The following is a 20,314-nucleotide window of genomic DNA, read 5'->3' on the forward strand; positions in this document are numbered from 1 at the left end:
AACCTTTATGAAAAAGATAATCATTGCGGATGATGAACACAAAATATTAATGTCACTGGAATATAGTTTTAAAAAGAACGGTTATGACGTTTATATTGCCCGTGATGGAACGGAGGTTCTGGAGTTTTTAAAAACCATGGTTCCGGATGTGATCCTTCTCGATATCATGATGCCGAATCTTGACGGTTACAGCACGTTAGACCTCATCAAACAGGATGAAAAAATGAAAAATACAAAGGTGATCTTCCTGAGCGCGAAAAACAATCCAAGAGATATTGAAAAAGGGCTTGAAATGGGCGCCGATGCTTATGTAACAAAACCCTATTCTATTAAAAAACTGATGCAGCAGATTGAGGAGATGTTTTAGGGAGACAAGAAGCATCTCACTTTGACAAGAAGAAGCAAAAAAAACACCAAACACACGATTATTACTATGGATTCAGATACTCTATTTAAACAAAGCATAGAAGACAAAGAAAAATTTTGGAAAAAGCAGGCCGAAGCTATACAATGGTTTCAATTCCCTCAACAAATCCTATCAAAAGACCCCAACGACTATCCACAGTGGTTTGCTGATGGAAAGCTTAATATGTGTTATTTATGTATTGACAAACATATTGAAGATGGTTTTGGCGATCAGAATGCTATTGTTTATGATTCTCCGGTTACGGGTCAAAAGAGAATATATACATTCAATCAGGCCAAGGAAGAAATATCAAAATTAGCTGGCGGATTAGCTTCTTTAGGACTAAAAAAGGGTGACACAGCGGTTATTTATATGCCGATGATCCCACAAACCCTTTTTGCTATGCTTGCCTGCGCAAGAATTGGCGTTATTCATAATGTGGTTTTTGGCGGATTCGCTCCTCATGAGCTGGTGGTAAGAATTGATGACTGTAAGCCTAAAGTTTTAATCACGGCAACCGCAGGAATAGAGATCGCCAAAAGAATCCCTTATCTTCCATTGGTAGAAAAGGCCATTGAATTGGCACAGGATAAAGTAGACAACATTATCGTTTACGACAGAAAATTAGTAGATAATCGGGATGAAATGTTTGATGGACTGATTGATTATGAAGAATTGGTTCAAAAATCAGCTCCTATTGACTGTGTTTCTATAGAATCCACTCACCCACTCTATCTGCTTTATACTTCCGGAACTACAGGAAAACCTAAAGGGATTGTTCGTGACACGGGCGGCTATGCCACAGCATTAAAGTTCTCCATGAAATACATGTATGGTGTTGAACCCGGCGAAACCTATTGGGCTGCCTCTGATTTCGGTTGGGCTGTTGGACACAGTTATTCTGTTTATGGGCCGCTCCTCAATAGAAATACAACGATTATTTTTGAAGGAAAACCTATTATGACACCTGATGCAGGCACTTTTTGGAGAATTATCTCTGAATATAAAGTTTCTGTTATGTTTACAGCTCCCACCGCTATCAGAGCAATAAAAAAAGAAGACCCCAATGGTGAACTGGTAAAAAAATATGATCTGTCTCATTTCAAAAAGCAGTTCCTTGCCGGGGAACGATGTGATGTAGCTACTTTGGACTGGTTTGGTGAGCATATCGGGGTCCCAGCTATTGATCACTGGTGGCAGACAGAGTCCGGATGGCCAATGCTCGGCTTATTAACATTTGACGACAATTACAACATCAAAAGAGCTTCTGCAGGAAAACCTATTCCAGGATATGACATCAAAATTTTTGATGAAAACGGATTAGAGCTGGATCCGCACCACGAAGGTTATTTAGTCATAAAGTTGCCTCTTCCACCAGGAGCTATGCTAGGAATCTGGAAGGATTATGATCGATTTGAAAACAGCTATTTATCCCAATACAAAGGATATTATTTTTCTGGTGACGGAGCTATACAGGATGAAGATGGCTATATTTTCATCACGGGAAGAGTGGATGACGTCATCAATGTAGCCGGCCATCGACTTTCCACCTCAGAAATGGAAGAAATTGTTTCTTCACATCCTGATGTTGCGGAATGTGCCGTGGTGGGAATTGATGATGATTTAAAAGGACAGGTTCCGTTTGCAACGGTGGTTCTAAAAAATGGTTCCTCCATTACCGAAGAGAACATCGAAAAAAATATCATTCAGATGGTTCGTGAAAAGATTGGCGCTGTAGCTTTTTTAAAAAACACAATGGTTGTCAAAAGATTACCCAAAACCCGATCCGGAAAGATTTTAAGAAAGCTTATCAGAACATTGCTGGACGGGAAAGATTTTCAGATTCCGTCTACCATTGATGATGAAAAAATCATTGAAGAAATCCAGGAAAAGATCAGGGAATATAGGGGGTAAGCGAAAAATTAAACATATATTTAAAATACAATTCAAATTTCAAAAAACGAAAGGGATATGAGAAATTACTTAATAGAAGATTTACCACAATACTTTGAAGATTACAAAAAATCTATCAAAAATCCGAAGAAATTCTGGGATAAGGTAGCTGATCAAAATTTTGTGTGGTATCAGAGATGGAGCAAGGTTGTTAAGTACGATATGAATGAAGCTAAAATCGAATGGTTTAAAAATGCCAAACTTAATATCACCAAAAACTGTCTGGACAGACATCTCGCCATAAGAGGAGATAAAACAGCCATTATCTGGGAACCGAATGATCCTAAAGAAGAGGCTCAGCATATTTCATACAACGAATTGTACACCCGTGTTAATAAAACAGCTAATGTTTTAAAGGATATGGGTATTGAAAAAGGGGACAGAGTTTGCATCTACCTTCCAATGATTCCGGAGTTGGCTGTTACCATGCTGGCTTGTGCCAAACTAGGAGCTGTTCATTCTGTTATTTTTGCCGGATTTTCTGCCTCTGCCGTATCGTCAAGGGTGAATGATTGTGAAGCTAAAATGATAATCACTTCAGATGGAAGTTATAGAGGAAGTAAAGTTCTGGATCTGAAAAGTATTGTGGATGAAGCATTGGAAAAAACACCAACTATTGAAAAAGTTTTGGTGGTGAAGAGAACTCATAATGAAATCAAGATGAAGGAAGAAAGAGATCATTGGCTTGCAGATCTGTATGAAAAAGCCTCCCCTGATTTCGTAACCGTTATTATGGATTCTGAAGATCCGCTTTTTATTCTTTACACTTCCGGTTCTACTGGAAAACCAAAGGGAATGCTTCATACCTGTGCCGGATACATGGTCTATACCGCTTATACCTTCAAAAATGTATTTAATTATAAAGAAAACGATATCTATTGGTGTACCGCAGATATTGGTTGGATCACAGGCCACTCTTACATTCTTTACGGACCATTATTGAATGGAGCTACTACTGTTATTTTCGAGGGAGTCCCAACCTATCCTGAACCGGATCGTTTCTGGGAAGTGATTGAAAAACATAAGATCACCCAATTCTATACCGCTCCTACTGCTATTCGTTCTTTAGCTAAAGAAAGCACTGAATGGGTAGACAAACATGATCTGAGCTCTTTGAAAGTAATCGGATCCGTAGGAGAACCTATCAATGATGAAGCATGGCATTGGTTTAACGATCACGTAGGAAAAAAGAAATGTCCGATCGTCGATACCTGGTGGCAAACCGAAACGGGAGGAATCATGATTTCCCCACTTCCTTTTGTAACTCCTACCAAACCTACTTATGCTACTCTTCCTCTACCGGGAATCCAACCCGTTTTGATGGATGATAAGCGTAATGAAATTACTGGAAATCAAGTAACCGGAAACTTATGCATCCGGTTTCCATGGCCGGGAATCGCAAGAACAATCTGGGGTGACCATCAAAGATATAAAGAAACCTACTTTACCGCTTTCCCTGGAAAATATTTTACAGGAGATGGCGCTTTGAGAGACGAAGTAGGCTACTACAGAATTACCGGCCGTGTTGATGATGTCATCATTGTTTCCGGACACAATTTAGGTACTGCTCCTATTGAAGACAGCATCAACCAACACCCTGCCGTTGCGGAATCTGCCATCGTAGGTTATCCACATGACATCAAAGGAAATGCTTTATATGGCTATGTGACGCTTAAAGAAACCGGCGAAGGTCGTGATAAGGAAAATCTTAAGAAAGAAATCAATCAGTTGATTTCCGATCAGATTGGGCCAATTGCCAAGCTGGACAAGATACAGTTTGTTTCCGGGCTACCAAAAACACGTTCCGGTAAGATTATGCGTAGAATTCTTAGGAAAATTGCAGAGGGAGACTTTAGCAACTTTGGAGATATCAGCACATTACTAAATCCGGAAATTGTAGATGAAATTAAAAACGAAAGAATTTAATCGAATCTCAAATAGTAAAACAAAAAGATCATTTCTATACGAAATGGTCTTTTTTTATCTATAGAAAGAACGATAGATTATAAAATATAATCTGTAGATTTTAAACCCGAACTGTCTGCCAAATCTGCCTGAGTAATAAGTAATTCATATTAGAAAGTTAGAGTTAAATAATAAAACATGTTCGCAGCCTATTTCATCAGGGCACTTCATAAATCATTACAGACTCCTGAAGTGATTTAAAAAAATTATCAGTTTTATAAATTTAAACACATGTTCAATAGATATCTTCAAATAATTTAGCATTACACTATAGATAAAATATTAATAGATATTTTTTTTTGGCTATACATCAAAAAAATAAGAAAATTTTTATTAACTTTAATCAGAACTTTAAAACCCATTAATTATGTCGAATATATTAGCTGGGCTATTTGAGCACCATAGCGATTACAAAAAGCTTGAAAGTGATCTGGAAAATTCAGGAATTCCTAGTTCAGATTACATTGTATACCTTAACAGTGAAGCGAGTAACCCCCAATACCTGGCAAGTGTGGCGGTAAAGGATAGCAGCCAGGCAGATAGTGCCCGGAGCATTTTCACGCAAAATGCAGTTATAAAGACTTATTTCTTCGAAAATATGAGCATTGATCAGGCAAATTATGATACCATAAAAAAGTATATCGATGCCAGAAACAGGGCCGAAATCCATAACAGTCCTGATATTAAAATTAAAACGTCCAGTGACGGCATGAATTCAGAAGTGAAATTCTAAACGACATAAAACTTAATAACCGAAAATCCGTAGTACATACTGCGGATTTTTTATGTTTGAAAAAAGTAAAAATTTTCGTATTTTCGTTTAATTATAGGCATCTGCACAAATGAGTTACGATTTAGAACAAGAGAATAAAGAGATCCTTGCCAGATATAAGGATCTGATTTCTAACACCTACAGAACGCTGGATGAGGAAAATAACAAACTTATCCGGAAAGCATTCGATATTGCATTGGATGCTCATAAGGACCAAAGGAGAAAATCCGGGGAGCCTTACATTTACCATCCTATCGCTGTAGCCAAAATTGTAGCGACAGAAATTGGCTTGGGCGCAACTTCCATTGCCTGTGCATTGCTTCATGATGTGATTGAGGATTCTGACTATACCTATGAAGATCTGAAAAAAATCTTTGGGGAAAAAATCGCCAATATCGTGAATGGATTAACCAAAATATCCATCATGAATCATCAGAATATCTCTGTACAGTCAGAAAACTACAGAAAACTGTTGCTGACACTGTCTGAGGATTTCAGGGTTATTCTGATCAAAATTGCAGACCGTCTTCACAATATGCGGACATTGGAAAGTATGGCTCCGGACAAGCAGAAAAAAATCGCTTCAGAAACGGTTTATATCTATGCTCCGATGGCTCACCGTCTTGGGTTATATAATATCAAATCCGAGCTGGAAGACCTTTCCCTAAAATACAATAATCCTGAGGTATACAATGAAATCACGGAGAAATTGGAATTGGCCAAAGAAAGCCGCGAAAGATATATTGAAGAATTCAAAACTGAAGTTTCTGAACGACTGAAAGAAGAAGGTTTAAATTTCACCATCAAAGGACGTGCAAAAGCTATTTCTTCCATTTACAGAAAAATGCTGAAGCAGGGAGTTTCTTTTGAAGAAGTTTTTGACAACTATGCGATCAGAATTATCTATAAATCGGATGCTAAAAACGAAAAATTCCTGGCATGGAAGATTTATTCCATTGTAACGGATGTTTATCACAGTAACCCATCAAGAATGCGTGACTGGATTACCCAACCCCGTTCTACAGGATATGAAAGTTTGCACCTGACCGTTCTTGGCCCAGATAAAAAATGGATTGAAGCACAGATCCGTTCAGAACGAATGGATGAGATCGCTGAAAAAGGGGTGGCTGCTCATTACAAATACAAGGAAGGCTATAAGCAAAGTTCTGATGATCGTAATTTTGAAAAATGGGTTACGGAGATCCGTGAAGTGCTTGAGCAGCAGCAAAACCTGTCTACTTCCGAACTTTTGGATAATATCAAACTGAATCTTTATTCCAAAGAAGTATTTGTGTTTACGCCAAAAGGAGAAATTAAAATTCTACCAACTAATGCAACCGCTCTGGACTTTGCCTTTTCCGTCCACTCTGACCTGGGAATGAAGTGTTTGGGGGCCAAAATCAATGGAAAATTGGTTCCTATTTCCTATATTCTACAAAATGGTGATCAGATCGATATCCTTTCTTCTCAGAATCAGAAACCTAAATCTGACTGGCTGGAGTTCGTTGTCACTTCGAAAGCTAAATCAAAGATTAAAAGCTACCTGAATTCCCAGAAAAATCAACTGGTAGAAGAAGGAAAAGAAATTTTACAAAGAAAACTTCGTCATGCGAAAATCAATTTTAATGATGAAGAAATTAATAAATTACAAAAGTTTTTTAACTTAAAATCTTCTCAGGAACTTTTCCTTAAATTCCAAAGCAATGAACTGGATGTAAGCAGCTTAAGAAAATACATTGAAAGTAAGAACGTATTCAACAACTTACTTTCAAGATTCAGGAAGTCTCCATCTAAAAGCGTTAACTTCGAGGAACCGAAAGAGCAAAACCTTGATATGATCGTCTTTGGAAAAGATGAGGAAAAACTGAATTACACCTATGCAAAATGCTGTACTGTAATTCCGGGAGACAAGATCTTCGGATTTATCACTATTTCTGATGGAATCAAGGTACACAGTGATAACTGTCCGAATGCCATTAATCTTAGAGCACAATATGACTACCGTGTCATTCCTGCCAAATGGGTGAACGAAGAAAGTTTCAAAAACCGAGTGAAAATTGAAATCGAAGGTCTTGACAGAATGGGAATGATTAATGACATTACCACAGTCATTAGTGGGAGTATGGGAATGGACATGAAAAGTATGTCTATTGAATCCAACAACGGCGTTTTCACCGGAAATATCAATCTTGAAGTTAAAAATAAGGGGCAATTGGAGGAAACCTTCAAGAAGCTCAAGAATATTAATGGAGTCTCCAGGGTGAGACGACTACAATCATAAACATGAATTTATCACTCTATTTTAAAAATTTTTTCAACAACAGCCAAGCCTCAGGAATCATCCTTATTTTCTGCGTGCTTATTTCATTACTTATTGCCAATTCTTCTCTTGCCGGAAGCTTTCAAAGCTTTTTAGACAAGGAAATAGGAACCCATCTGTTTGAGCTGGAATATCCTGTCAGCATCTGGATCAATGATGGTCTGATGGCCGTATTTTTCCTTTTGGTGGGGCTGGAAATTAAAAGAGAACTTGTAGAAGGTGAGCTTTCTTCTTTCAAGAATGCATCATTGCCTATTTTTGCAGCAGTGGGCGGAATGCTTGTACCTGCAGTTGTGTACAGTATTTTCAATTCCGGAACAGAATACAGCAATGGCTGGGGAATTCCGATGGCTACGGATATTGCTTTTTCTTTAGCTATTATTTCGATGTTAGGAAAGAAAATTCCTAATTCAATTAAAATATTCCTGGCTGCATTAGCGATCGTTGATGACCTGGGGGCCATTCTTGTGATTGCAATTTTTTATACTGAACAGATTCACTGGACTTATCTCCTACTCTCTTTTGGTGTAACAGCTCTGTTGTTTATTTTAAATTTTTTAAAGGTTACCAAAACAATATTTTATATTATCCCTGGATTATTTTTATGGTATTTCCTTCATCACTCGGGAATCCATGCAACCATTGCAGGAGTTTTACTGGCATTTTCAATTCCTACGAATGCATCTAATGTAGAAATTTCACCATTGGAAAAACTGGAACATCAGCTTCATATTCCTGTAAGCTTTCTAATCATGCCTATTTTCGCTCTGACAAATACCAATATTACTTTCTCAAATGAAATGGTAGCCGGTGTTACGAGTACATTAGGGCTAGGAATTATCTGCGGATTGATTCTTGGAAAACTGATTGGAATTAACTTATTCTCTTTAATTGCCATTAAATTAAAGCTTAGCTCTTTACCACAAAACAGTAACTGGACTCAGATGCTAGGTGTAGGACTTCTGGCCGGGATCGGATTTACAATGTCCATTTTCATTGCCTTATTATCATTTAAAGGAGAGATTGAGATTCAGGATGAAGCTAAATTTGCCATCCTGATTGCTTCTTTTATTGCAGCAATTTTGGGATATCTAATTTTAAGTCTAAGTTCTAAAGGAAATATGGAACCGGAAGAAGATTAATTCTTCTTCTGGTCTCCCAGCTTTCTTCTGTGCTGTTCATCACTTTCAAAATCCGGCTCTGTAACAGGTGTGTGATAGTGAACAGTTTCTTTCTGAATTTCATCTGACAGCAGCTTTTCTATTCTAAGTTTCCTGATCGCCATATTCAGTTCGTTTCCAAAGAGTAAAAGATATACATTGACATTTACCCATACCATTAGCAGGATCATACTTCCAATAGATCCGTAAAGCACATTATATCGGGCAATATCTTTTACATAGATGGCAAAAATATAGGTCGTAAGCAAAAATAATACGGTTGTAAGAATTGCCCCCGGAACAGCCTGTCTGAATCTGGTAATTTTTACGGTTCCCAACCAATAAAATAAGGTTAAAAGGATAAAGTAAAATAACGGAAAAGAAACGAAACCAATGATACTGGAAAGGTTATCCACCAACCATGTTACATCATAAGCGGGAGCAAAAAGCTTCATCACAACTTCTACATAATAGACTCCGAAAAGCGTTAAAAATACAATGGTAATAAAGCCTATTGTAATAAAGAATGAAAGAATAAATTCCTTTACATCACTGAGCTTTTCTTCTGTATTTTCATTAAATCCATTAATCAGGGAAAAAGTACCATTTGTTGCAAAAATAAGTGCCAATACGATAGTCAGATTACTAATCCCTTTCATATTGGGAATGATATTGGTTTCGATATACCCTCTCACATCACCTTCCATATTAGAAGGAAAAACATTATGCATCAGCACCTCAAAAATATAAAATTGAAGTTTATCATAATGCGGCATATAAGGCAATACCGAAAGCAGGAACAGGATAAAAGGGAATAAACTCATGGTAAAGCTCCAGGAAATTGCTGCTGCTTTTCGCCCTATCTTTCCTTTGAAAATCCCGGAGATATAGATCTGAAACATCTGCCAAAGTGATATTCCCAAAACGGGAATATGGATGTCGTCAAAAAACTCCTGAACCTTCAGGATAAATCGGGGAACCTTTACACTCATCTATTGCAATTTCGTAATTAGTTAAGAGATCAAATACCAAATGACTCAAATTACGAGTATTTTTTAAGATATTTTCTCTGTCTCTCTTACAAATATAAACATTTTCCCTCTCCTGTTTCTCAATCTGAATTATATAGAATGGAGACTTACAGACATTCACAATAAAAATCCCGATCATTTCCCTTTTATAGATATCATCCTTTTCAAATTAAATGCAAACCATTAAAATAATAAAAATAATAATCGGACGACTATGCATTAAATTGTCTTAAATGATGATCCATATGCTTGTAAACAAAAATACCAATCTCCTCTTTTGTCATCTTTCCAAAAAAGTCGTGAATAAAATTAGGGTTGGTGTAATTCACATAGGAAGCAATCTGTTCTTTCCATTTCTTCTTCAGAGCTTCAGTATCTCCTGATGATTCCTTTATTGCAAAACTTCCTGCTGGAGAATTTCTGCTCATAGGTTTATCATCCTTTACCATTCCCTTCAGGACCATTTTACCAAAGAGTTTCCCTAAAAAATCCTGCTTATAGGTATAATGACTACTGCCAAGCATCCAGTCATTCCATACAGTACAATGTTTTACCATTTGATAGAGGTTCATTTTCCCCCATTGTGCAGTATTCTTTTGAGAAAGCGTATCAATCCTGCTGATAAGTTCTTCTCTAACATTAGAATCAAATATTGTTTTCATAATAAATATTTTTGTAAAATTATTATACTTAAAAAATAGTTCTACTACGCAAAAACGACATATGACGGTGTATTTTGTGCCAAAATTTATAAACCTTTAGGTATTAATATACTGATATGAAACACATTTCAATTATATTATATGACAATGTAATGGGTACGGCAGTTTCCAACACTATTGCATTGCTTACCAGTGCCAATGATATGGCCCTTAGGAATCATTTGCCTGTTCTTTTTCAAATAGAAATAGTCGGAATTGACAAAAAAGAAGTAAAATCTAATCTTCCTATACAGTTTCAATGTTCAAAAACCATAGCTGAAGAGTTCAAGACAGATGTAGTTATTATTTCACCCAATAATATCACTTCACCAAAACAGATCGATACATTATTAGCTGAAAATCATCAGCTTCTTAAATGGATAGAAGAAAAATATAATCAAAAAGCTGAAATCATCAGTTTGTGTACAGGCGCTTATTTTTTAGCTGAATGCGGGCTATTAAACGGTATGCCTGCCACTTCACACTGGGGTGCTATGGAAGACCTGCGGAAAAGATATCCATTGATTGACTTTAAACCAGATCATGTTGTTACCCATTCCAAGGCAATCATCACGGGTGGTGGTGGATTTTCCTCTTTAAATGCCCTGCTTTATTTTATAGAAAAGAATTCCACAAAGGAAATTGCCATAGAACTCAGCAAATATTATGCACTGGACTATGGCAGAACTTCGCAGAATATTTTCAGTATTTTTTCCGGACAGCGTCTTCATGATGACCATGAAATTCATCAGGCACAAAATTATATTGAAAAGGGTATTAAAACTGACCTTTCTGTAGAACAGCTTGCAGACCGCGTCAATATGAGCAAACGAAATTTTATCCGCAGATTTAAAAATGCTACTACGTTGAATCCTATAGAATACATTCAGCGGGTAAAGGTAGAAGCAGCCAAAAAAGCACTAGAAACCGGAGAATTCAATATTGCGGATATTACCTACAGTATTGGTTACAATGATCTGAAAACATTCAGGACCTTATTCAAACGAGTGACTGGCCTTACCCCCATTGACTACAAAAACAAGTATAAAGGCAATTTAATAGATTAAAAATCAAGGAGAGATTTACTTTAAACCACCAATTAGAAACATTTATCACCTAATTCTAACCGGTAAAAATCACTATCTTTGCCGCCTGAAACTTCTTATAATGCGAATCAGCTTACTTTGTATCGGCAAAACGGATGATAAAGAGATTACCTCTTTGATTAATTATTATCTTAACCGCCTTCCTAAGCACTGGAATTTTGAAATTACTGAGATTCCTGATGTTAAAAATGCTAAAAACCTGTCTCCAGATCTTCTTAAAAAAGAAGAAGCCAAACTTTTTCTGAATCATATTGATAAAAATGATCTTGTTGTCATCCTTGATGAAAAAGGAAAACAGTTTACAAGCCGTGAATTTTCTCAGAAAATTGATACATGGATGAATTCTTCCGTAAAAAAAGTACATATCCTGATTGGAGGAGCCTATGGTTTTTCGGAAGATATGTATAATAGAGCCAATGAAAAGATGTCATTATCGAAAATGACTTTTACCCATCAGATGATCCGTTTATTTATTGTGGAACAGCTTTACCGTGCAGATCAAATTCTTCAGGGCAAGCCTTATCATAATGATTAAAAGTCACTTATTTTACAAATACCGTTTAAATAGCAGATTATATTTTTAATCCGATCTGCCTTTTCGCTTCTCCTACCACAAAAGCAACAGAATTGGCAATATTAAAACTTCGGATCAGCTTCGACATCGGAATGGTTAAATGTTGGTCAAATTGGTTCAAAACCTCTTCACTCAAGCCAACACTTTCTTTTCCGAAAACAAGCCAGTCACCATCCTGAAAATCATTTTCCAAATAGGATTTTTCGGCATGTGAACTCATTAGAAAAACACGTGACGGATCGGGAATATTTTTAACCCATTCTTCTACATTGGCATATTCAGTAACGTCAAGATGTACCCAATAATCCAATCCGGATCGCTTCAAGTTTTTATCATTAATTACAAATCCAAAAGGATGAACTAAGTGCAGTTTACATTCTGTACCCACACACAAACGTCCGATATTTCCTGTATTATTAGGGATTTCAGGCTCTACAAGAACAACATTTAACATGTATATTTTTTATATGAATAGAAAACAGCTAAAGATAATCGTATTGTTATATTCAGCTGTTTTTTTATTGATGATTAATAATAATGAATATTGTATTATTTTTTAACACACTTAGCATAATACTCAGCTAATATGGCTTTTTCATAGCCTAAACCTACGGCTCTATCAAGGTTTTCACAGGCTTCTTTTGGTTTCGCTGTATTAAATAAAATCATCGCTTTGGTTACATACGACTGGGAAAACTTCGGATCTATAGAAATCGCTTTATTTACATCGGCAAATGCATCTTTATTTCTTTTCATCTTCAAATAAACATCTGCTCTTCCGTTATACAGTAATGATTCGGGTTTTTCTGCAATAAGTTTATTATAATCTTTCAATGCATCTTCCAGTTCGCCATGATTTTTTTTCAGATTGGCTAATCCTGTTTTAGCAAAAATATTATCCGGTGCAAAAGTCAGGATATGATTGAGATCTGTTTTAGCCAAATCTTTTTTGTCCTGCGTTTCATAGATTTTAGATCGTGTAAGATATAAATCAGGGCTTTTATCGTTTACTTTAAGACCACTTTCAATGTACTCCAATGCTTTTTTCTTATCTCCTTTCTGGCTGTATAGCGAAGAAAGATTTTCATACACAGAAATAGACATCGGATTGGTCTTTAAAGCCATATCATAAGATTTAAAGGCAAGATTGGTCTTTCCTAACCTTCTTTGAGCCGTTCCGAGATTGTTATAATATTCAGATTGAATTTTTCGGATCTGTTCCTTCTCTGCCAGTTTGGAATATTGTTCTTCAGCACATTTATAATCTGCTTTTTTAAAACATTCTTCAGCCATTTTTTTATCCTGTGCAAAGACATTTAAAGAAAAGCTAACAGAAGCTAACAGTAATAAAGATTTTTTCATGAAGTTATATTTTGTTTGTTGATTACTTTTTTAGCGAGTGCACCAAATATCACTCCCAATAAAGATCCAACAAACGCCCCCACCAAAATATCAATTGGAAAATGCACTCCTAAATATATTCGGCTGTAGGAAACCACTATAGCCCATACAAATATAGCATAAGGAAACCATTTAAGTTTATTTTTAAGCAAAATACTTAAAAAGGCGGCTAAAAAGAATGTATTGGACGCATGTGCAGAATAAAATCCAAACTGTCCACCACATTTCACAATTCTCATATAATGTTCTAAACTAGGATCATGGCATGGCCTCAACCTTGCCACTCCATATTTGAACACACTGGCAAGCTGGTCCGAAACCGTTGCCCCTAGAGCTAAAAATATAAGAATAAAAACTAAAGATTTTAGTTTATAATTTTTGTATAAAAAATATAGGAATATAATGTAAAGCGGTACCCAGATCCAAGTACTGGATATCAGCATCCAAAATTGGTCAAAGGCTGGGTCTCCCAAGTTATTAAGGTATAAAAATACCTGCTTATCTTCCTGAATAATTTCCTCCATACATTATCTGCTTACAGGCCCTTCGTAGGTTTCATCATCGGCAGGCTTTGGTTTTGGAGGTTCCTGAGTGGTAGAAGCAGGTTCTGTAAGAACATCTTTTTCAATGTCCTTCATCGGGTTGAAATCTTTGGCAGCATCTTTTACTTTCTCAATTTCGCGCTTAATCTCAGAAACAGGGTTATCTGTTTCCTTCATAATCTCGGTCTTGATATCTTCCACTGCGCCACGCATTTTTCTAACACCCGCACCTAAGTCACGTGCAATCTGAGGCAGTTTATCCGGTCCGAACAATACAACGATTGCTATTGCAATCAATGCCATTTCTCCAATGCTTAATTCCATGTTGTAAAATTACGAAAGATTATACATTTATTTGCGGTAAACTAAAAATTTAAACAAATTTTAAGATTTTGAGTGAAAGACTCTTTTAAAGTTCAAGGTTTTTAGCTCAAAGTTTGATGCTTAAGGTTGTGATCCATTCAATAATCCAAAATTTTGATACTTGATTACTCCATTAACTTCTTTCATCTATTTGTCTATGATCTTTCTGTTTCCAGGCTTCAATCCCTTTCTCAAATCCTTTCCTTAAAACAGTAATTACCCTCAAATTAACAAATAATTAATTCAAAATATTGAGAATTACATAACATTTAAGTATATTTACTATACACAACCTAAATAAAATATATTATGAAAAAATTAGTTACTGCCTTTAAATTTATGGCCGTATTAACGGTTTTGACGCTCAGCAGTTGTAGTGATGAGAACAATGAAATCACAAAACAGGAAGCGGTTCAGGCAAAAATCACCACTGCTGATTTGCAAAAGGAAACTACTGCCATTTCTCTCACCGTTCCTGGTACTGTACAAACTCAATTAGATGAATCACAAAAAAATCTTGAAAAATATTTGAAAAGTGATTTACAGATTGCCGGAGTAAAGGTTATTGGACAAATTTCAACGCAAAAAGGAATTGAAATTTCAAAAAGCCTTGTTGCAGATAAGGATCAGTTTATTGCTATAGGAAACCTTATGGATCTTTCTACTGTAAAATTAGGTAGAATTGGTGATCTATACGTAGGTGATGATCTTAGCACAGCTCAAACCGGATTAAAAGAAATGGTAACTGAAGCAATAAAAACAGGAACCAACGTTATGGAAGTAATCTGGAGCAACAAAAACGGAAGATTTACAAGCCTTTGTTTCTATAATGATTCAGGAATTATCTGGGATAATGTTCTTGGAGGTTTGATTATGATGGACACCAGAGGTACTGTAGAAAATTCAAATGCAGCAGCAGCAAAAGTTGCCTCTAAATGGTATAAAGAATGGTGGACAGCAAGCTGGCTTTGGGGGTCTAAAAGAGGTGAAATGGGATATCAGATTACCATTTATTATACTGGCTCATCAGTATCTAATGCAGATGTGAATGACTGGGCCAATATCAGCTTAGGAAAAGCAAAAAGCGAAAGCAAGATTACCAAAAAAACAGGCGCTTACGGACAATGCCAATATGCATTGGGACTTTGTACTCCTACGGGGTCTTTAAGCTTTAATGCCAGCAAATTCTCTGTTTCATTCTCCGGATTAGGCAGCAATATGGTAAGCAATGGATACAAATCATTATATCCTTAATTTTCATAGAATATAAAATTTTCAAAATGATAAAGGGAAGTCTGATAACAGCTTCCCTTTATTGATTATAGAATTAGATTGATCTATTTTATCGTTTCTGCTTCAGAAGCTCAATCGCATTTTCCTTCAAGCCAAAAACATCCTTCAGCATCTGGAAAAGCTGAACATCATTTTCAATAGAAACAGATTCTTTACCGCCCGTTTTTTTTCTGATATTCAAAGTATCATTACTGAATGTATACCTTGCATTTTCATCAACCTTTGAAAAAACCAGATTTTTCTTGAAATTAGATTCCGGATGAGTAGCCAGATACCAATTGCAAATCTCAAGATCAGGATATTCTACTTCCTCCAATTCAAAACGATACACCGGCAGCCACTTTTCCCTCCAGGTCCAGAGTGTGTAGGCTCCATTTTTCTGTGAGATTTTAAACTGTTCATTGGGCGTATCCTGAGGTTCAACATTATTCAGCAACAAAGGAGCAGTTAATGTAGCCGTTCCAAAACCACAATCTACAAGATATTTTTGTCCTTCCCATTCTACAATCAGCAATAAGTGTGTTTTAGCCGCGCTACTGTTTTCATCTTTTCTCCATAGTACTCTCCCCAACTGCAATTGCACTTTAAAACCAAAATATTTCAGGACTTCACTCAAAAGCAGATTTTGTTCATAACAATATCCACCTCTGGATTCCACCACTAATTTCTCAAAAATATTTTCGAAATCCAGCAACGGAACTGTTCCCGTATAAGAATCTATATTTTCAAAAGGAATATACTGAGGGTGCAGCTGATGGATTCTTTTTAAAAACTCCATATTCGCTCCCACATCTCCGGAATAATAAATTCTTTTGAGGTATTTTTCTAATTTTAAATCATCCATAATTTAAATGAAAGCCGTTTTACAACTTCTCTTTAGGTTTATTAAATATCTCTTTTTTATTAAAAGCAGAATAAGTGATAACTACACTAATTGCCATTAAAATAAATGCAAGGAAAAACGGAGCTCCTGAAAACTCAAACGGGGCTTCATCATGCGTAAAGAAGTAGAACAAATTGGTCATCATGGGAGGCCCGATAATTGAAGTGGCGCTCATCAAACTAGTCAATGCTCCTTGAAGTTCGCCCTGCTCATTGGAAGGTACACTTTTCGTAATCACTGACTGCAGAGCCGGTCCACAAATTCCTCCTAAACAGTAGGGAACTAAAAAAGCAAACATCATCCACCCTTCTGAAGCAAAAGCAAATAATAATAATCCTATTGCATACATGGCCAGACCATAATAAATACTTTTCTGCTCTCCCAGCCTTGGTGTAGTCCATCTGATTAAAAGACCTTGAACCAAACCAACAAGCAGCCCTACAACTCCTAATGAAATACCTACCATTCTCTCTGTCCAGTTGAATTTATACATGGTAAAGAAACTCCAATTACTCTGCACGGCATGTCCAGCAATATAAATCAAGATCAATGCAGTAATAAGCCCCGAAATTTCCGGGTGTTTTCCTAAAAATTTAAAAGATCCTACAGGATTGGCACGTTTCCAGTCAAACTCTCTTCTCTTATTTTTATCCAAACTTTCGGGAAGAATAAAATAGCCATAAAGGAAATTAAGAAGACATAAACCTGCGGCTGCATAGAAAGGAACTCTGGCTCCATAATGACCTAGAACACCTCCCAGAACCGGTCCTATAATGAATCCCAGACCAAAAGCAGCTCCAATTAATCCAAAGTTTTTTGCCCGGTCTTCATCTGTTGAAATGTCTGCAATATAGGCACTCGCCGTGGTTACACTTGCTCCGGTAATTCCCGCAATAACCCTTCCAAGGAACAGCCACCAGATGCTTGGCGCCAAAGCAAGAAAAATATAATCTATGGCAAATCCGAAAAGCGAGATCAGAATAATAGGTCTACGACCGTATTTATCACTCAGGTTTCCAACCAGTGGAGAAAAGATAAATTGTGTAAATGCATAAGCAAATCCCAGCCAGCCGCCATATTTTGCAGCTTCACTGATATCCGCATGAATCAATTCTTCTATTAATTTAGGAACAACGGGAATAATGATTCCCCACCCTGTAATATCAATTAGTAAAGTAATAAATATAAAGCCTATCGCTGCTTTTTTCTTTGAATTTTCCATGATGATGCAAAATTAATCAAATCTTAAAAAATAATGATTCTAAATTTCATTATATTAAAGAAGTATAACATTGAACAACAGAATCATATCAAAAAACAATTGAATATTCAGCAGTGATAAAACAAAAAGACCTATTTCCAAACAAGTGGAATAGGTCTTCTTCAAATCTTATTTTTAAGTATCCTACTCATTATTATTAAGCCTCGTTGAAATCATCCGGTTGGATGTAATACATTTGATGAGACAGTTTTTTTTAAGAGTAATTTTAACAGTATTGCTGTATTGATATCCGGTAACATTTCCGTTAAGGGTAGATTTTACTCCGCGGCGGTAATAAGTAGTTTGGGTAATTGCCGGAGCACCATAACTTGAAGAGGTTGCATTGGCAATATCTACAAATGTTATATTATCAGTTGAGCTTTGCCACTGATAGCTGGCAGAACCTGTCACTTGGGCTGTAACAATCTCTGTGAGTGCATCTGGGTTGCTATTGATATCCTGACAAACGACTTGGTCCGTTCCAATGGTTCCGGAATTATCCACTCCATTTACAAACAGTTTACCTACATTGGAAATCGTCTGAAATGAACAGGTATGGAAGCTTGACTGAGCCACCACTCTATACTGATTATTGCTGAACTCTCCAGGAACATTATTAATGGTAAGCGTTGAGCTAGTAACATTCTTATAATGGGTATCATTTGTCAAATCTGTCCATACGGCTCCATTCAGTACTTGCCATTGATAGGTGATATTATCAGGAGTCTCATCAGTATCTGTATTTTTGATGACAGCTGTCATGGAGGTAGATTCACCTACAGCAACTGTTCTATCAGAAGGCTGGGATAAATAAGTCATGGGATCTATATAATACTCCGAAAGAATATTATAAACCCGCATCTGGCTAAACGAAAAACCCACACCAATAAGTTCGCCAAATTCAAGCCGAACTTCATTCCATGCTGCCGTTGGTTCTACTTTTATGATTCGTCTTTCCTTATTATCACCAAAATCAAAGAAAAAATGCCCATTGATTCCTGTTCTGTAAACCTCCTTTTTATTGTTGTAGAAAACAAAATTTCCAGCATTAAAGCTTGGATTAAGGTTAAATCCATCTGATGCAAAGTCTATATACACTGGTTTAGCAGGAAAAGCCGCTCTTGTAGTTCCTACTCCAACATACATTGAACAAAAAGCTCCAACTCCGGTTCCCGGCTTTAAGGAAGCAAAAGAGTTCACATCCATATCAGTCATATTACCTGGATTGATTGCTTCCTTTCCAAATCTAAAACAAAGAATTCCACCATTGCTAGCGCTTGAAGTATTGGTATCTAATAATCTTCCACAACCACCATTGGGAAGGGAAACCATTTCTTGGGATATCATTTTGTTTGACACAAAAAGACATAATGCTATAAGAATATAGCGTAACATTGAATTTGTTTTCATCACGAATAATTTTAAGTAATTAATTGTACACAAGAGAATACTCATCCTTGGTTAAGGATGATGATAATGACCGTAAGTATTCTAAAATTATTTGACTACAAATACAATATTGATAAAAGAACATGCCGTAGCCGTAGCTGCTACATCATAACGCAGTATCCCATTGGCATCAATGCTTACATTCCTCAAAACATTGCCATCAAAATCTGTTACATAATAGTAAAGGTCTGTCGCACTCACAAAGAAAGGAATGGCTGCGGGAGCTCCGGTACTTGTGACCTTTGGAGTTGAGAACTGGGTCTTATAAAGTTGATACAAATCCAATGTTTTACCAGTACTCAGTTTTGATGTATCAATACTGATGGATGGCATGTAGAAGAACTTAACGATGTTTCCACTGATGGGAACCCAGTTGGGATTAGCAGGTGTTCCTATGTTCTGGGTCAGTGCCTGCCTTTTAAGGTCATAAACCAAGAGACCATTTGCGGGAGTACCCACTGCTGATAAATCGGAAATTCTGGGAATCAATACACCTTTATTGGTATCGGTAACATCTAAAGCAGAACTCTTATCTGGGGAAGGTGTACCAATTCCTGTCTGCGCATTGATAATACTACCAGCACATAATGCCGTAGCAACGAATAATTTTTCGAATCTCATTTTTGTTTTTTTATATTTATGAAAAAATTTTTTACACTTTTTCAAGTAAAAAGAATCCTGGGAAAATCAATTATTTTAAACAACCAATAATCCAAAATTCTTCGACAAAGATAAAACATACAATTGGAATTTACCTTGTCACAGCAAGGAGGAAAAGAGGTTTTGCATAAAACTTGGTTCAGGAAAAGTTCGTCAACTTATCGTAAATAACTTGAAAACAGACTATAAGTGATGAGAGCTGGTTCTGAAAATATTTCCAAAAGAAAAAATAATCCGACAGCCTATCTATCATTGCTTCAACGAGTGGAATAAATACGGATTATTTAGCCAAGGCCGGGTTTCTCTATCGTAAAATAATTAAAGTGAAGCCTGTCTTTCCTATTTTATATCCAAATGGATGAAAGTCCTCCCAAATCAGCATCATGCCTTTCATGGAATTGAAAAATGCTCAGATTATAATAAATGATAAATAATAAGTTGGGTTATGAGGTTATATTAGCAAAGAACAGCAGA

Annotated in this window: 19 protein-coding genes; 9 read left to right on the forward strand and 10 right to left on the reverse strand. The window is 36.4% G+C overall.

The features are described from left to right. Window positions 1–7 precede the first annotated feature (7 nt). From NBX25_RS05945 to nhaA, 6 genes are all read left to right on the forward strand, one after another. Complete coding sequence (locus tag NBX25_RS05945) at window positions 8–367, forward strand: response regulator transcription factor (RefSeq protein ID WP_123860212.1); 360 nt, start codon at window positions 8–10, stop codon at window positions 365–367. 66 nt (window positions 368–433) lie between these two features. Next, window positions 434–2,320: an AMP-binding protein gene (locus NBX25_RS05950; RefSeq protein ID WP_250253082.1), complete on the forward strand. Its 1,887-nt coding sequence runs from the start codon at window positions 434–436 to the stop codon at window positions 2,318–2,320. A 57-nt stretch (window positions 2,321–2,377) separates the two neighbouring features. Then, window positions 2,378–4,285 carry an acetate--CoA ligase gene (gene acs, locus NBX25_RS05955; RefSeq protein ID WP_250253083.1) on the forward strand — a complete coding sequence of 636 codons (1,908 nt, stop codon included), beginning with the start codon at window positions 2,378–2,380 and terminating at the stop codon, window positions 4,283–4,285. Window positions 4,286–4,691: 406 nt separating this feature from the next. Then, window positions 4,692–5,057, forward strand: a complete 366-nt coding sequence (locus tag NBX25_RS05960; RefSeq protein ID WP_250253084.1) for a hypothetical protein — start codon at window positions 4,692–4,694, stop codon at window positions 5,055–5,057. Between the two features lie 109 nt (window positions 5,058–5,166). Next, a complete protein-coding gene (locus NBX25_RS05965; RefSeq protein WP_123860208.1) occupies window positions 5,167–7,377 on the forward strand; it encodes a RelA/SpoT family protein in 2,211 nt (736 codons plus the stop codon). Window positions 7,378–7,379: 2 nt separating this feature from the next. Next, the gene (nhaA, locus tag NBX25_RS05970) at window positions 7,380–8,558 is read left to right on the forward strand and encodes a Na+/H+ antiporter NhaA (protein WP_250253086.1); all 1,179 of its coding nucleotides are present in this window, start codon (window positions 7,380–7,382) and stop codon (window positions 8,556–8,558) included. Here nhaA and NBX25_RS05975 read toward each other — a convergent pair. Beyond that, window positions 8,555–9,568, reverse strand: coding sequence for a YihY/virulence factor BrkB family protein (locus NBX25_RS05975; protein WP_123908184.1), 1,014 nt, complete (start codon window positions 9,566–9,568; stop codon window positions 8,555–8,557). The two genes, nhaA and NBX25_RS05975, sit on opposite strands and share 4 nt — an antisense overlap. 251 nt (window positions 9,569–9,819) lie before the next feature. Then, window positions 9,820–10,269, reverse strand: a complete 450-nt coding sequence (locus tag NBX25_RS05980; protein ID WP_250253087.1) for a DUF1569 domain-containing protein — start codon at window positions 10,267–10,269, stop codon at window positions 9,820–9,822. Window positions 10,270–10,385: 116 nt separating this feature from the next. Here NBX25_RS05980 and NBX25_RS05985 point away from each other — a divergent pair, with 116 nt between their 5' ends. Both NBX25_RS05985 and NBX25_RS05990 read left to right on the forward strand, forming a co-directional pair. Further along, window positions 10,386–11,375 carry a GlxA family transcriptional regulator gene (locus NBX25_RS05985; RefSeq protein WP_250253089.1) on the forward strand — a complete coding sequence of 330 codons (990 nt, stop codon included), beginning with the start codon at window positions 10,386–10,388 and terminating at the stop codon, window positions 11,373–11,375. A gap of 100 nt (window positions 11,376–11,475) precedes the next feature. Continuing rightward, window positions 11,476–11,949 (forward strand): 23S rRNA (pseudouridine(1915)-N(3))-methyltransferase RlmH, encoded by a 474-nt coding sequence (locus tag NBX25_RS05990; protein WP_106916182.1) that lies wholly within the window; start codon window positions 11,476–11,478, stop codon window positions 11,947–11,949. Window positions 11,950–11,986: 37 nt separating this feature from the next. Here NBX25_RS05990 and NBX25_RS05995 read toward each other — a convergent pair whose 3' ends face one another. The 4 genes from NBX25_RS05995 to NBX25_RS06010 all read right to left on the reverse strand — a co-directional run bounded on the left by NBX25_RS05995 (window position 11,987) and on the right by NBX25_RS06010 (window position 14,255). Continuing rightward, the gene (locus NBX25_RS05995) at window positions 11,987–12,442 is read right to left on the reverse strand and encodes a tRNA (cytidine(34)-2'-O)-methyltransferase (RefSeq protein WP_123908188.1); all 456 of its coding nucleotides are present in this window, start codon (window positions 12,440–12,442) and stop codon (window positions 11,987–11,989) included. Window positions 12,443–12,537: 95 nt separating this feature from the next. Continuing rightward, the gene (locus NBX25_RS06000; protein WP_250253091.1) at window positions 12,538–13,350 is read right to left on the reverse strand and encodes a tetratricopeptide repeat protein; all 813 of its coding nucleotides are present in this window, start codon (window positions 13,348–13,350) and stop codon (window positions 12,538–12,540) included. Further along, window positions 13,347–13,913 carry a phosphatase PAP2 family protein gene (locus tag NBX25_RS06005; RefSeq protein WP_123860202.1) on the reverse strand — a complete coding sequence of 189 codons (567 nt, stop codon included), beginning with the start codon at window positions 13,911–13,913 and terminating at the stop codon, window positions 13,347–13,349. The genes NBX25_RS06000 and NBX25_RS06005 overlap by 4 nt, the downstream gene beginning before the upstream one ends. A 3-nt stretch (window positions 13,914–13,916) precedes the next feature. Continuing rightward, on the reverse strand, window positions 13,917–14,255 hold the full coding sequence (locus NBX25_RS06010; RefSeq protein ID WP_123908190.1) for a Sec-independent protein translocase subunit TatA/TatB: 339 nt from the start codon (window positions 14,253–14,255) through the stop codon (window positions 13,917–13,919). A 348-nt stretch (window positions 14,256–14,603) separates the two neighbouring features. Here NBX25_RS06010 and NBX25_RS06015 point away from each other — a divergent pair, with 348 nt between their 5' ends. Further along, a complete protein-coding gene (locus NBX25_RS06015) occupies window positions 14,604–15,548 on the forward strand; it encodes a hypothetical protein (protein WP_250253092.1) in 945 nt (314 codons plus the stop codon). 88 nt (window positions 15,549–15,636) lie between these two features. On the opposite strand, the gene NBX25_RS06020 is transcribed toward NBX25_RS06015, so the two are convergent. The 4 genes from NBX25_RS06020 to NBX25_RS06035 all read right to left on the reverse strand — a co-directional run bounded on the left by NBX25_RS06020 (window position 15,637) and on the right by NBX25_RS06035 (window position 19,801). Further along, on the reverse strand, window positions 15,637–16,431 hold the full coding sequence (locus NBX25_RS06020) for an arylamine N-acetyltransferase family protein (protein WP_250253094.1): 795 nt from the start codon (window positions 16,429–16,431) through the stop codon (window positions 15,637–15,639). Between the two features lie 19 nt (window positions 16,432–16,450). Then, window positions 16,451–17,692: a TCR/Tet family MFS transporter gene (locus tag NBX25_RS06025; RefSeq protein ID WP_250253095.1), complete on the reverse strand. Its 1,242-nt coding sequence runs from the start codon at window positions 17,690–17,692 to the stop codon at window positions 16,451–16,453. Window positions 17,693–17,875: 183 nt separating this feature from the next. After that, entirely contained in the window at window positions 17,876–19,078 is a 1,203-nt protein-coding gene (locus NBX25_RS06030) for a DUF8696 domain-containing protein (RefSeq protein WP_250253096.1), read from the reverse strand. 150 nt (window positions 19,079–19,228) lie between these two features. Next, entirely contained in the window at window positions 19,229–19,801 is a 573-nt protein-coding gene (locus tag NBX25_RS06035) for a phage tail-like protein (RefSeq protein WP_250253097.1), read from the reverse strand. Window positions 19,802–20,314 lie beyond the last annotated feature (513 nt).

Origin of the sequence: Chryseobacterium sp. Marseille-Q3244 (genome assembly GCF_940807095.1) — a bacterium.
Lineage (GTDB): Bacteria > Bacteroidota > Bacteroidia > Flavobacteriales > Weeksellaceae > Chryseobacterium.